The 13,185-nt window shown below is 68.3% G+C and carries 11 protein-coding genes; 5 read left to right on the plus strand and 6 right to left on the minus strand.

Annotation, left to right across the window (positions count from 1 at the left end; genetic code table 11):
- Nucleotides 1–8: 8 nt before the first annotated feature.
- Complete coding sequence (locus ACIG5A_RS20175) at nt 9–881, plus strand: amidohydrolase family protein (protein WP_397242088.1); 873 nt, start codon at nt 9–11, stop codon at nt 879–881.
- A gap of 1 nt (nt 882) precedes the next feature.
- On the opposite strand, the gene ACIG5A_RS20180 is transcribed toward ACIG5A_RS20175, so the two are convergent.
- A complete protein-coding gene (locus ACIG5A_RS20180) occupies nt 883–1,365 on the minus strand; it encodes a DUF456 domain-containing protein (RefSeq protein ID WP_397242090.1) in 483 nt (160 codons plus the stop codon).
- Nucleotides 1,366–1,534: 169 nt separating this feature from the next.
- Here ACIG5A_RS20180 and ACIG5A_RS20185 point away from each other — a divergent pair, with 169 nt between their 5' ends.
- A complete protein-coding gene (locus ACIG5A_RS20185; RefSeq protein WP_397242092.1) occupies nt 1,535–2,632 on the plus strand; it encodes a CaiB/BaiF CoA transferase family protein in 1,098 nt (365 codons plus the stop codon).
- Nucleotides 2,633–2,782: 150 nt separating this feature from the next.
- Here the strand turns inward: ACIG5A_RS20185 and ACIG5A_RS20190 are convergent, their stop codons facing one another.
- Entirely contained in the window at nt 2,783–3,598 is an 816-nt protein-coding gene (locus ACIG5A_RS20190) for an SDR family NAD(P)-dependent oxidoreductase (protein WP_397242094.1), read from the minus strand.
- Nucleotides 3,599–3,732: 134 nt separating this feature from the next.
- Between ACIG5A_RS20190 and ACIG5A_RS20195 the strand changes: the two genes are divergently transcribed.
- Nucleotides 3,733–4,320 carry a TetR/AcrR family transcriptional regulator gene (locus ACIG5A_RS20195; protein WP_397242096.1) on the plus strand — a complete coding sequence of 196 codons (588 nt, stop codon included), beginning with the start codon at nt 3,733–3,735 and terminating at the stop codon, nt 4,318–4,320.
- A 4-nt stretch (nt 4,321–4,324) separates the two neighbouring features.
- On the opposite strand, the gene ACIG5A_RS20200 is transcribed toward ACIG5A_RS20195, so the two are convergent.
- Nucleotides 4,325–5,830, minus strand: coding sequence for a PLP-dependent aminotransferase family protein (locus ACIG5A_RS20200; RefSeq protein WP_397242098.1), 1,506 nt, complete (start codon nt 5,828–5,830; stop codon nt 4,325–4,327).
- Nucleotides 5,831–5,893: 63 nt separating this feature from the next.
- On the opposite strand from ACIG5A_RS20200, the gene ACIG5A_RS20205 reads away from it, so the two are divergent.
- Both ACIG5A_RS20205 and ACIG5A_RS20210 read left to right on the plus strand, forming a co-directional pair.
- On the plus strand, nt 5,894–6,403 hold the full coding sequence (locus ACIG5A_RS20205; RefSeq protein WP_397242100.1) for a hypothetical protein: 510 nt from the start codon (nt 5,894–5,896) through the stop codon (nt 6,401–6,403).
- 148 nt (nt 6,404–6,551) lie between these two features.
- Nucleotides 6,552–7,112 carry a methylated-DNA--[protein]-cysteine S-methyltransferase gene (locus tag ACIG5A_RS20210; RefSeq protein ID WP_397242102.1) on the plus strand — a complete coding sequence of 187 codons (561 nt, stop codon included), beginning with the start codon at nt 6,552–6,554 and terminating at the stop codon, nt 7,110–7,112.
- A 38-nt stretch (nt 7,113–7,150) separates the two neighbouring features.
- On the opposite strand, the gene ACIG5A_RS20215 is transcribed toward ACIG5A_RS20210, so the two are convergent.
- The 3 genes from ACIG5A_RS20215 to ACIG5A_RS20225 all read right to left on the minus strand — a co-directional run bounded on the left by ACIG5A_RS20215 (nt 7,151) and on the right by ACIG5A_RS20225 (nt 13,128).
- Complete coding sequence (locus tag ACIG5A_RS20215) at nt 7,151–8,113, minus strand: hypothetical protein (RefSeq protein ID WP_397242104.1); 963 nt, start codon at nt 8,111–8,113, stop codon at nt 7,151–7,153.
- A 602-nt stretch (nt 8,114–8,715) separates the two neighbouring features.
- Nucleotides 8,716–11,319 (minus strand): LuxR C-terminal-related transcriptional regulator, encoded by a 2,604-nt coding sequence (locus tag ACIG5A_RS20220; RefSeq protein ID WP_397242105.1) that lies wholly within the window; start codon nt 11,317–11,319, stop codon nt 8,716–8,718.
- Nucleotides 11,320–11,838: 519 nt separating this feature from the next.
- Nucleotides 11,839–13,128, minus strand: coding sequence for an adenylosuccinate synthase (locus ACIG5A_RS20225; protein WP_397242107.1), 1,290 nt, complete (start codon nt 13,126–13,128; stop codon nt 11,839–11,841).
- Nucleotides 13,129–13,185 lie beyond the last annotated feature (57 nt).

Below are 13,185 nucleotides of genomic sequence, written 5' to 3' on the forward strand. Positions count from 1 at the left end.
CTGTACAAGTGTTCGATGCCCATGTCCACATCATCGATCCGCGGTTCCCGCTGGTCGAGAACGACGGATACCTGCCGGAGCCCTACACCCTGGCCGATTACCGAAAGCGCATGTCGCGCTTCGACGTTGTCGGTGGCGCGGTGGTCAGCGGCTCCTTCCAGGGCACCGATCAGAGCTACCTGAAGGCGGCGCTGGCCGAGCTGGGCACGGACTGGGTCGGGGTGACGAATCTGCACCTGGACGCGACCGACGAGGAGATCGCCGAGCTGGACCGGGTCGGCGTGCGCGCGATGCGGTTCAACCTCAAGCGCGCGGCCGCCGACATCACCGGCATGACGCTGCTCGCGCTGCGCGCCCATGAGCTGGCAGGCTGGCATGTCGAGCTGTACATCGACGGCCAGATGCTCGCGTCGTTGCAGCCGGTGATCTCGAAACTGCCCGCGCTGACCATCGATCATCTCGGCATGTCCGATGAGGGCCTGCCCTATCTGCTGGATCTGGTCGATCGCGGAACCCGGGTCAAGGCAACGGGTTTCGGGCGGGTGTCGATGAACGTCGCGGACACCATCCGCCGGATTCACGCGGTCAATCCCGGCGCGCTCATGTTCGGTACGGATCTGCCGGGCACCAGGGCGGGCCGTCCGTTCCGTGACTCCGATGTCGATCTGATCTGCGATGTCGTCGGCAGCGATATGTTCGCCGTGCTCGAGGACAACGCGCGCGCCTGCTATCGGCTGCCGGTCCGCGAACGGCCGGTCCCCGCCGATCCGCGGCCCACCCTCCCGTTGCGCGGCGCCGACCAGCCGACGCTACCGCTGCGCCGCGATCAGCTGCCGAAAGTCGAAGTGACGGATACTATTCCGTTCCCGGCCATCGAATAGCTCAGGTGATGAGCGCGCCCGCCACCCAGACACCGGTGGCGAGCAGGGCGCCGAACAGTTCGATCAGCATGGACAGACCGACGCCTTTGAGCGCGTGCACGGTCGCGGGCCAGGCCTGATTGTGCGCGCGCAGCCGGTGCAGTTCCGAAACATAAACGCCGAGAACGAATCCCAGGAACAGCCCGACCACGGGGATCACGAAGAAGCCGACGATGCCGAGCACCGCGCCGAAGAACAGCGCTCGGTTGGAGACACCTGCTTCCTTCATGTTCTTCCCGGGCCAGGTGTACTTGACGACGCCGGAGAGCACGAGAAGCGCTGTGCTGATGGCGAATACGGTCCACGCCGTGGCGCCGCCGGTCATGATCGCCCAGACCAGGATCGCGCCGAAGATCAGGATGACGCCGGGCAGGATCGGCACGATGACGCCGAGCAGACCGACGAGAATTACCAGGCCGACGACGACCTCGCCCCACGTATTCACTTAACGGCTCCTCCGCTCGTATCCGCTGCTCGAATTCTGGCGCATCCGCGGGTCCGGCGCACGGACCAGGCATGCGCGCGGGCCGGATGTTAGTGGCCGTTCGCTATTGTCATACTGTCAACACCGGCTCCGGCCGGTGCGCGAAATCACCTGAGGAACCGAGGTAGGCGTGAGCACACCATCCACCGCCAAGCAGGGCCCGCTCGCGGGCATCAAGGTCGTCGAGCTGGCCGGCATCGGCCCCGGCCCGCACGCGGCACTGCTGCTCGCCGACCTCGGCGCCGATGTGGTGCGGGTACAGCGGGCGAATATGCTGCCCGGCTTCATGGAGCGCCCGCAGTGGCGCGGCCGCACCATCGTCGAGGCGAACCTCAAGGATCCGGCGGATGTCGAGAAGGTGCTCGGGCTGATCGAGAAGGCCGATGTGCTGATCGAGGGCTTCCGGCCCGGCGTCACCGAGCGGATGGGGCTCGGTCCGGAGGCGGCGCTGGCCCGCAATCCGCGGCTGGTGTACGGACGGATGACCGGCTGGGGCCAGCACGGCCCGCTGGCCGACCGTGCCGGACACGACATCAACTACATCTCGCTGACCGGCGTGCTCAACGCGATCGGCCGCAAGGGCGAGCGGCCGGTGCCGCCGCTGAACATGGTCGGCGACTTCGGCGGTGGTTCGATGTTCCTGGTGTTCGGCGTGCTCGCCGCGCTCGTCGAACGGCAGAACTCCGGTAAGGGCCAGGTCATCGATAGCGCGATGATCGATGGCGCACTTGCCCTTTCGCACATGATCTGGGGGATGCGCGGCGTCGGCCTGTGGTCGGACGAGCGCGGCACCAACCTGCTCGACACCGGTATGGCGTTCTACGACACCTACGAGACCGCCGACGGCAAGTACATGGCGGTCGGCGCGATCGAACCGCAGTTCTACGCCGAACTGCTGAAGGGCCTGGAGATCGATCCCGACGGCCTGCCGATGCAGATCGATCCGGCGGGCCAGGATCACCTGAAGAAGCTGTTCACCGAGAAGTTCAAGACCAAGACCCGCGACGAGTGGACCGCGATCTTCGAGGGCACCGACGCATGCACCACCCCGGTCCTGACCTTCACCGAGGCCGAGCAGAACCCCCACATCGTCGCCCGCACCGGCCTCATCGATATCGACGGCGTCATCCAGCACGCACCGGCCCCCCGCTTCTCCCGCACCCCGGCCGGTACCCCGACCCCACCCCCCGAGGTCGCCACCCCCATCGAATCCGTCTGGGCGGATTGACCTTCCGACGGCGCGCCGGTCGATATCGGCGCGCCGTCGTTACCACCCGCACGAAACCTGTGTGGGGCGAACACCTGCCGAGCTCGTCGTCGAATGCGAGCCATCACACCCGCCTGCGCAGTCCACCGAGTTCACCTCGTCCACGGATCCTCAGACCGCGGCGGGCGTCGGGCTCGCGGCGTCGGCGACGGTGCGGGTGACCATTTTCGCCATGCGGGCCACCAGGGTGCGGGGGCGGCGTGGCATCAGGTGGGCGGCGGCGAAGGTGTTGGGGCCAGCGACGACGTAGCCCTTGTTGCGCGCGAGGGCGCGCAGGGCGGTGTCCACCACGGCGGCCGGGGTGCCGAATTTGCCGCCGATGCCCGCGGCGCGGGTGCCGACGACGTCGAAGAATTCGGTTTCGGTCGGTCCGGGGCAGAGGGCGAGGACCTTGATGCCGCGGTCGTGGTATTCGCTCCACAGGGCCAGGCTGAAATTCAGGACGAAGGTCTTGCCCGCGGCGTACGTCGCGAAGTAGGGGGACGGCTGGAATGCCGCGGTGGAGGCGACGTTGACGATCTCGCCGCCACCGCGAGCCAGCATGCCGGGGACGATGCGGCGGGTCAGTGCCGCCAGCGCAACGACATTCACCATCAGCTGATCCTGTTCGCGGTCCGCGTCCAGCTCCTCGAAGCGGCCCGCGCTGCCGAAGCCCGCGTTGTTGACCAGGGTGTCGATCGAAAGTTCCCTGGCGGCGAGCTCGTTCATCACGCCGGCGGCGGCGTCGGGGGCGCTGAGATCGTGCGCGATCACCTCCACCCGCACGCCGTGTTCGGTACGCAGTTGTGCGGCAAGGGATTCCAGGCGCGAGACGGAACGCGCCACCAGCACAAGATTGTCGCCGCGCGCGGCCAGCGCCTTGGCGAATTCGGCGCCGATTCCGCCGGATGCGCCGGTGACGAGTGCGGTCTTGCCGGAGTGGGTCATGGTGAGCTCCTTCGGTTGGTGTGCAACACAAGAGTAGCTCAATTTTCGATAACTGCAACAGTCATGTAGCGGTTAGTTCTGAAATAGCTCGCCCGATGTACTATGTCTCTACGATCGCGACGAAGAGGACATCCATGCCGACCACCTCAGGGCGCCCGCTGCGCGCCGACGCCGAACGCACCGTGCGCGCCATCCTCGACGCGGCGGAACGGGTACTCGGCGAAAATCCCAGCGCCACACTCGAACAGATCGCCGAGGCCGCGGGCGTCGCCAGGACGACGGTGCACCGGCGCTTCGCCAACCGCGAGGATCTGGTGCGCACCATGGCGATCTCCAGCTGGCGGCGCATCGACGCCGCGGTCGACGCGGCCCGGCCGCAGACCGCGCCGCCACTGGTCGCGCTGCATCAGGCAACGGCGAACGTCATCGAGATCAAATACGGCGCCGCCTTCGCCCTCGACCGCGCCGACCCCGAGGACGGCGAACTCGTCCGACTACAGGCGGATGTCTTCGCGAAATGCGATGCGGTGCTCGCCCGAGCGCAGGCCGCGGGCAGCATCGGCGCGGACGCCGACCTGGCCTGGGTCCGCCGCGTCTACCTGGCGCTGATCGCCGAATCCGTGCACGGCCGCACCGCCGACGACCTCACCGACCCGGATATCCTCGCGAGCCGGGTCATCGACACACTGCTCAACGGCGTCGGACGGCGCAGCGGAATGTGAACGCTCAGTACAACGTTCGCGACATCAGCGGGTCGGCGGCACGCGGCGTGAGGCCCTCGTAGGCGGCGGCGATCGCCTTGACCGCGAGGCGCAGATCGTGCTCCTGATGGGTGAACGGCAGGCGCAGGAACCGTTCGAAGGCGCCCTGAACACCGAAACGTGGTCCGGCGGCGAGCAATACGCCGTGGTTGGGCGCGGTCGCGGCCAGCGCGGTGGAGACAGGGGCGGGCAGCTGTGCCCACAGTGACATGCCGCCCGCGCTATCGCTGACCCGCCAGTCCGGCAGCTGCTCGGCCAGCGCCGACAGCAGCGCGGCGCGCTGATCGCGCAACTGCTCGCGGCGCCGGGCGAGGATGGTGTCGGCGTGCTCGAGCAGGAAAACCGTTGCCAGCTGGTCCATCACCGGCGTGCCGAGGTCGACGGTGGCGCGGATGCCGAGCAGCTTGGTGATCAACGACTGGTTGGTGCGGATCCAGCCGACGCGCAGGCCGCCCCAGAAGGATTTCGAGGCCGAGCCGATGGTGACGATCTCGGCGCCCCTGGCGAACGACGCCGCCGGCAGCGGTGCCGGGTTGTCGGTCAGGTGCAGATCGGCCATCGATTCATCGATCACGATGGTCATCCTGGTGTCGCGGGCGATGGCGGCCAGTTCGGCGCGGCCGCTATCGTCGAGCAGCAGCCCGGTCGGGTTGTTGTAGTCGGGTACGAGATAGGCCAGCGTTGCCGCGGTTTGCCTTGCGGCGCTGCGGATTCCGTCCAGATCCCAGCCCGAATCCGGCGTCTCCGGGCGCAGCGGCACCGGGACGGGGCGCGCGCCGACATCGCGGATCGCCTCGATCGCGTTCGGATAGCTCGGATGATCGATGAGCACGCGGGCGGCCGGAGCGGTGAGCACATTGAGCAGCAGCCGCAGGCCGTGCTGGGCGCCGAGGGTGACCAGGATCTGATCGGGATCGGTGGGCAGGCCGCGCTCGGTATAGCGGCGGGCCAGCGCCTCGCGCAGCGCGAGCACACCGACCGGGTCCATGCCGTGGGTGCCTAGGTAGGCCGGAATCCCTTCCAGTGCAGCGGAATACGCGTCCTGCATCTCCATCGGAGCGGCCATCGCGGCATAGGTCATATCGATGGTCGGCAGCTCGGACTGTGGCATCGTCGCCATGATGCCCCTGGCAGGCCGGTTGCCGTCGTTCGGCAGCGCGGCGGGCAGCGCGACGGTGCTGCGCGAGCCCTGACGGCTGATCAGATAGCCGTGCTCACGCAGCAGCGCGTAGGTGGAGGTGATGGTGGTCCGGCTGACCCCGAGCATGGTCGCCAGATCCCGTTCGCTCGGCAGGGCGACGCCGAGCGGGGCGCGGCCGTCGTGGATGAGCAGCCGAATTCCTTCGGCCAGTGCGAGATACGCCGGGCGCGACGGCTTGCGGTGCTCACCGGATTCGCCGCCCTCGCCGACCGTGCGCCAGCTGCCCAGATCCCGAGCCAGACTGCTCGCACCGATCACTCTCGTCGCCATACGGTCCAGTATTCACCGAGTGGATATTCAATGGCAAGGCCAGTTGGGTGCAGGCTATCCGTTATGACTGCCCTCGCCGCTCTCCTCGCCCTCATCGCCTTCGGCTACTTCCTCCGCCGGTACGCCCCGTACCGCAACGACGAAGCCTTCCGCCTCGACCGTTACCGCCCGCCGTCACCGCTGACCGACTGGAGCAGCTCCTACTACGACGAGCAGCGCCGCTACACCGACCTCGTCGCCGTGTACGGTCGCCGGGATATGCCCGATCCCGGTCCGCCCGTGGCGAATTCGACAGAAGAAGCCGCGCCGGCCAGCGCGTACAGCGCGCCGAGCGAGGCCACCTCACCCAACTCGAAGACACCGGGATCGGGCAAAACCGGTCCGGCTCGCGCGAACCCGCCGATCGCAGAGCAGACCGAACCCCACCAGGCCGAACCGTGCCGGAGCGAGCCGCGCACACCTCGACGTGCCGTGCCCGCGACCGAAATCACCACGCCCCCTGGCGAACTGGACCGATCCCCACGCCGCCGCCCTGGCCCGGCGATCACTTCGACGCCCGCTACCGCCTGCTGATCGGCAGACCGCTGGTGCTTTCGGCAACGACGCCGGATCACCTGCTGGTCGGCCGGACCGCACACCAGACCCGGGACGACAATGCCAGTTCCAGAAAACTGGCCTTCTCGATACGCACTTGTCGGTCGGACGGTGCACACTGACGGGTATGAGTGAGTCGACTCGTGTCTCCGCCGAGGCGGCACTGTTCGAGACCGCCATCGGTATCTGCGCGATCGCATGGCGCGAGGGCGCGGTGATCCGATTCGCCCTTCCCGAAACGAATCCCGCCAAGACGCGCGCGCGAATCACCGACCGGCGCGGCGGTGACGAGGTCACCGGGCAACCCGCCTCCGGCCCGATCGCCGACGCGATCGCGGTGATCCAGGCGCATCTCGCGGGCGAACTCGACGACCTGCGCTGGATCCCCTTGGACACCAGCGGAATTCCCGACTTCAACCGCGCGGTCTACGAGGTGACCCGCGCCATCGACCCCGGCCACACCCTCAGCTACGGACAGGTGGCGGACCGCATCGGCGCACCGGGCGCCGCCCAAGCCGTCGGACAAGCCTTGGGCCGCAACCCCATTCCCCTGATCATCCCCTGCCACCGAGTCCTGGCCGCCGACCACACACTGAACGGCTTCTCCGCCCCCGGCGGCATCGACACCAAACAGCGCCTGCTCACCATCGAACGCACCCCCGGCTTCGGCGAACCAACCCTCTTCTGACCACACCGGGCGCGCCGGGTGGTGGGTGCGCGGGGTGGTCAGAGGGTGGCGCCGAAGCCTGCACCCGCGGTGCCGCCGAGGATGCCGCCGACTACACCGCCCGCGAGGGCGGCGGGGATGCCGAGGACCGCGGCACCGGCCGCGGCACCTACGCCCGCACCGATCAGTGCGCCCGCGCCCGCGCCCGCCGCGCCGGTGGCGGCGATGACGGGGACCGCCGCGCCGATGACCGCGGGCAGGGTGGCTACCGCGCCCGGGCCGGTGGCGGCGCCGACGACGCCGCCGATGGCCGCGGCGCCCGCTGCGGTGGCACCGGCGCCGACGATGACGCCGATCCCCGCACCCACGCCCGCACCGATCAGGCCGCCGCCGACACCGCCGACCACGGCGGCCGGGACGCCCGCGATCGCGGCGCCTGCCAGCGCGCCACCGACGGCGCCCGCCGCAGTGGCCGCGGCGATCTTGTCGGAGCGGCTTGGGTTGATGCCGATGGAGCGGCCGCCGGTGGCGATGGCCGCCTCGGCGTTGGCGGCGGCGCCGTTGACGCCGTCGAGTAGTTCGTTGGGCACCTCGTTCGGGACCGGGGTGCTGAAGTCACCGATGCGCAGGGTGCGCGGCGGCGGCGCGATCGGGGCAACCGGCGCCACCGGTCGCGGTGCGTGCAGCTGCTGCGGTTCGATCGGTGGAGCGGGCTGCTTCTCCGGAACAGGGCGTGCGTACTCCAGGTTCTGCGGCGCGGGCTCGGCGGGCACGGGACGGCCGGGGCCGGTGGCGCCCTGCTGATTCGGCGTGCTGACGCCGGGCTGGCTCGGCGAGCGCTCGGGGCTCGGCTTGTCGGAGCCGCTCGGCTTGCTCGGCGTGGTCACGCCGGGCTGGGTCGAGGTCCCCGGCTGTGGGTCGGCGGCGGCGACACCGGCGCAGGCAACGGCGACCACCAGCGGTAGTGCTCCGGCGATGGCCCGCCGGACCCCCGAGTTGTTCAATGCACGATGACGAGCCACGTCGAAACACCACCATCAGGATTTGAGTCGGACGGCACGTCCCCGCGTACCGCGCTCGCACCCTATCCGTAGCTGTCCGGATGCTGTCAAGTCGACAGACAACCCCAACACGCCCCAACCTGACTGCCCTAATTCCAAATTCCAGCACCAATCCCCCGCTCACATCCCCATTTACGCAATCTCACCAATTAGCCAGCAAGTGACCAACTGCCCACATCGGCCGCAACGTACCCGCCGAACCCCACAGCCCAACCCCCGCACGACTCCACGGCCCCCACAGACCCACAGACCCACAGACCCACAGACCCACAGACGAGCGTGCAGCCAGTAGGTCCCACTCGCGGTCTACCGACAAGGTCGCGCACTCGCGCCCGCGGACGTACGCCGGAGGAGGGGTGACAGACAGTACCTATGGGCGATCCGCTGGGGCTGGTGCGTTGGAAGAATCGAGGCACGGTGCGATCGCGGTCACGCGGGGTCGTCATGGTGGCAATGCACAAGTCCGTGGTCCCACCATGGCGCTGACCGGCGCACCGACCGGATCCCGTTGGGCCCCGGCATCTTTCGTGACCGGCGGCGTCGGGCTTGCACCGCTGGTCACGCTATTCGGTCGGTGACTCGCCCCGCATGAGCGCACCGAGCGATTCGCGGTCGGTGACGTCCATCTTGATGCAGGCCCGGTAGAGATGACCCTCGACAGTGCGCACCGAGACGGTGAGCCGATCGGCGATCTGCCGGTTGGACAGTCCCGCCGCGACGAGGTTGGCGATCTCGCGTTCCCGCGCGGTCAACGGCAGCGGCTGAGCGGCCTGACGCAGGGCCGGGGTGCTCGCACCGCCGCAGGTCGCGGCCAAACGGTTTGCGGTAGCGGCGGATTCGAGCAGCCGACGACGATCACCCGCACGTTCATGTGCCGACGCCGCCTGTGCCGCGGCGTCGGCGGCGGAGAGCAGCGCGCCGATCCGCTCGAATTCGGCCGACGCCGCGTCCAGCCCCGGGCCGTCGTGCGCGGCGAGCGCGACCGCGTGCCTGGCCTGCACCTGCACCAGCCCGCCGTCCACCCTGGCCGCCAGATCGGCGAGCCTGCCCGCGACCGAGGTATCGCCGAAGCGCGCGGCCGCGTGCAACGCCATCGCCTCGATCGCGTGCTGATGCGATCTGGCCGCGGCATCGGCGGCGCTCATCGCGTATCGAATGGCCGGGGTGACGGTGCCTTCGGCGGCCGCCAAACAGGCGCGGGCGATTTCGAGCTGTGGCTCGTAGACCGCGCTGTGCCTGCCGCTGCGCTCGGCCGCGGCCGCCACCGATTCCGCGGCCTCGGTGGCGCGCCCCAGCGCCGAATAGGCTTCGGCCAGGCGGAGTCTGGCGGGCATCATCCATGCGGCGGCGCCCTCCGCGGTGAGCGCGGCCAATGCCTGCTCGAGGTGTTCGATGCCGTCCGGAAACCTGCCCTGCGCGACGTCGACGGTGCCCTGCAGGATCTTCGACATGCCCCAGGCCAGATATTGCCCCGGCGCGGAGTAGCCGAAATTCGCCGCGGCGCGACGCCGCGCGGCCTCCAGATCACCGGTGTAGGTGAGCGCGAGCACCTCGGCATGGGTCGACATGAACCGGTTGAGCCCGTCGATACTGCCTTCCACCTCGTGGCTGCGCGCCGCGTACTGCCGCGCCACCTCGCCCTTGCCCATCAGCGCGAGCGCGAGCACACCGCCGAACGCGGCCCACCAGACCGCCCACGGTGGCGCATCGGCCTGCGACATCACCTTTTCCGCCTCGGCGAACGCGACGTCGATGCGGTTCTCGTTGACCGCGCACGCCGAGGCCAGCCCGTCGAGCGTCGCGACGATCTTCGGCTGGGAGACCCGGCTGCGGATCTGCGCGAGCACGTCGTCGGCGCGATCGGCATCGCCCATGGCCCACATCAGATTCGACACCCTGGTGCTGCCCCATCGGGCCAGCTGCACCTCGGTGAGCTGATCCGGATCGAAGCTGGCCAGTGTGCGCTCCGCTTCGATCCGATGCCCCTGCCACAGCAGCGCGCGGGCGAGCAGATCGGCGGCCTCCACACCGCCGCGCCGCTCCACCGCGGCCCTGGCGAAGCGTTCGCCCAGTGGCAGGTTGGCCAGGTTGATGGCGTCGGCGGCGGCCGCCTCGAACAGCTCGAGATCGGCGGATTTATCGCTGTCCAAAGCCAATTCGGCTAAACGGATGCGATCGGCCGCCGAATTGATGCGCCGTTCCTTGAGCGAGGAGTAGAGCCTGCCGCGCAACCGGCGCGCCGACGCGATGCCGAGCCTGCGCCGGATCACCTCGCCGAACAGCGGATGGTTGTAGCGCACGGTCAGCTGGTGCGAGTTCTCCACAACCCTTATCGCACCGCGATTTTCGGCCTGTTCGACCGCTTCCTCACCGGCCAGCTCGGCGAGCACGTCGAGATCGATCGGCTCACAGAAGGTGAGCAGCTCGAGTACCCGCAGCACCGGATCCGGCAGCTGCTCGACCCGATCCTCCAGCAGCGCGGCCAATTCCGAGGTGACCGCGGCCCGCCCGCGCAGCTGCCAGACGCCGTTCACTTGGCGCAGCGTGCCCGCTTCCAGCGCTCCCTCGATCAAATGCCTTAGGAACAGCGCGTTTCCGCCGGACGACTCCCACATCAGGTTGGCGGTGAAGCCCTCCAGCTGACCGCCGAGCATGGATTCGGCAAGGTGGACGCTTTGCCGCTGGGTGAACGGGCGCAGGTCGAGCCGCAGCAGATGCCCGTCTTTCCATAACGAGGTGACCGCGTCGGGTACCGGGACGCCGCTGCGCACGGTGGCCACGATGTGCGCGGCCTTATCGATGGCCAGTTGCAGCAGCAGTGTCGCCGACAGCTGGTCGAGCAGATGCGCGTCGTCGACGCCGATGATGGTGTGCCCGTCGGCAAGTAGTGCCTCGCGCGCCGCGGACATGAACGTCACGGGGTCGTGCGCGGTATAGACGCCGACCATGTGCGCGAAGACGCCGAGGGGGATGCTGCGCGCCGATTCGGTGCCCGCGACCCAGCGGATATTGCCGCCGACCGCCGCGGTCGCCTGTCTGGCCAACGTCGTCTTGCCCACCCCGGCATCGCCGGTTAGCACCACACCCACGTGTTCCGAGCCGGTGAGCGCTGCGCGGATCGCCTCGAACTCGCTTTCGCGCTCGATCATCGGCCAATTCCGAGCCATAGCTCTAACTGTAGAGCGTCGGAGATCATGATCGAAGGTATCGAAGATGAACGGGCACAGGCTTTCAGACTGTTTCCGGCCCTAATCCCGCGTGATCGAACATCCGCCGCCCAGATCGGGCATGGCCCCCGCGCTTCAGCGAACCATCAACGGGCACACAAGATAACGAATTCGCAACCAGGTGTCATAGCCAACCGGTATGGTCATGGCCGCCTCCTCCCGGTTGTGGCGGCCTTCCCCACCGCCACAACCAGGAAAGGAGGTGAATGGGGAGATGGGTAAACACCGGAAAGAAGAGCCGGCGAATCCGGCAGTATGGCTCGCAACCGCTGTCGCAGCCGCCGGGCTCTTCTACATCCTGATCCGAATCATTCGGACTAGGTAACCCCATTCGGACAGGGGGTCGTATCCAGAAAGGAGCGCTCGACTCCCTGTCCACTCATCACTTGCGTGACAGCAGCGATTCTACGCCCAAAGGGCACATCGGTGGCTAACTTTGCCACTCAGCTCTTCGCAGCCTCAGCCGAGCACATCGTGGCGCACGATCGTCTGATCGCGGCCCGGGCCGACGCCGATGCACGACATCCGCGCACCCGACAGCTCCTCCAGGCGCCGCACGTACGCCTGCGCGTTCGCGGGCAGATCCTCGAAGGTGCGCGCGCCGGAGATGTCCTCCCACCAGCCGGGCATTTCCTCGAAAATCGGCTTGGCGTGGTGGAATTCGGTCTGCGTGGTCGGCATCTGCTCGACCCGCACGCCGTCGATCTCGTAGGCGACGCAGATCGGCACCGTCTCCAGGCTGGACAGCACGTCGAGCTTGGTGAGGAAGTAGTCGGTGATGCCGTTGACCCGGGTCGCGTAGCGCGCGATGACCGCGTCGAACCAGCCGCAGCGCCGGGCCCGGCCGGTGGTCACGCCGACCTCGCCGCCGGTCTTGGCCAGATAGGTGCCGAATTCGTCGAACAGCTCGGTCGGGAACGGACCGGAGCCGACGCGGGTGGTGTAGCACTTGAGGATGCCGAGCACCGTGCTGATCTTGTTCGGGCCGATGCCCGCACCGACCGCCGCGCCGCCCGAGGTCGGATTGGACGAGGTGACATACGGGTAGGTGCCGTGATCGACGTCTAGCAGGGTGCCCTGCGAGCCCTCCAGCAGCACGGTCTCACCGCGCTCCAGCGCCTCGTTCAGTTGCAGGCGGGTGTCGGCGATGCGGTGCTTGAAGCGCTCGGCCTGCTCCAGCACCTCGTCGACCACCTGCTGCGGATCGAGCGCGCGGCGGTTGTAGATCTTGACGAGCACCTGGTTCTTGAATTCCAGTGCGGCCTCGACCTTCTGGGTGAGGATCTTCTCGTCGAGCACATCGGCGACGCGGACGCCGACGCGGGCGACCTTGTCCTGGTAGCAGGGGCCGATACCACGGCCGGTGGTGCCGATCTTCTTGTTGCCGAGGAAGCGCTCGGTGACCTTATCGATGGCCACGTGGTACGGCATGATCAGGTGCGCGTCGGCGGAGAGCAGCAGGTTCGAGGTGTCGACACCGCGCTCCTCCAGGCCGGCCACCTCGTCGAGCAGCACGCCGGGATCGACGACGACACCGTTGCCGATGACGTTCTTCACACCGGGGGTGAGGATGCCCGACGGGATCAGGTGCAGCGCGAACTTGTCACCGTTGGGCAGCACCACGGTATGGCCCGCGTTGTTGCCGCCCTGGTAGCGGACGACCCATTGCAACCGCTCACCGAGTAGATCGGTCGCTTTGCCCTTACCCTCGTCGCCCCACTGGGCGCCGATCAGGACGATTGCCGGCATGGTCGTGTCTCCTACGGTTCGACGCGCAACACGGGTGAAGCCCAGTGTTGCAGCTAC

The sequence above is a fragment of the Nocardia sp. NPDC052566 genome, assembly GCF_044547285.1.
Taxonomy (GTDB): Bacteria; Actinomycetota; Actinomycetes; order Mycobacteriales; family Mycobacteriaceae; genus Nocardia.

What these genes read in the sequence shown, in the direction of transcription:
- ACIG5A_RS20190 (WP_397242094.1), bottom strand. Translation starts at nt 3,598, where the DNA reads ATGACCCACTCCGGCAAGACCGCACTCGTCACCGGCGCATCCGGCGGA.
- ACIG5A_RS20195 (WP_397242096.1), top strand. Translation starts at nt 3,733, where the DNA reads ATGCCGACCACCTCAGGGCGCCCGCTGCGCGCCGACGCCGAACGCACC.
- ACIG5A_RS20200 (WP_397242098.1), bottom strand. Translation starts at nt 5,830, where the DNA reads ATGGCGACGAGAGTGATCGGTGCGAGCAGTCTGGCTCGGGATCTGGGC.
- ACIG5A_RS20205 (WP_397242100.1), top strand. Translation starts at nt 5,894, where the DNA reads ATGACTGCCCTCGCCGCTCTCCTCGCCCTCATCGCCTTCGGCTACTTC.
- ACIG5A_RS20210 (WP_397242102.1), top strand. Translation starts at nt 6,552, where the DNA reads ATGAGTGAGTCGACTCGTGTCTCCGCCGAGGCGGCACTGTTCGAGACC.
- ACIG5A_RS20220 (WP_397242105.1), bottom strand. Translation starts at nt 11,319, where the DNA reads ATGGCTCGGAATTGGCCGATGATCGAGCGCGAAAGCGAGTTCGAGGCG.
- ACIG5A_RS20225 (WP_397242107.1), bottom strand. Translation starts at nt 13,128, where the DNA reads ATGCCGGCAATCGTCCTGATCGGCGCCCAGTGGGGCGACGAGGGTAAG.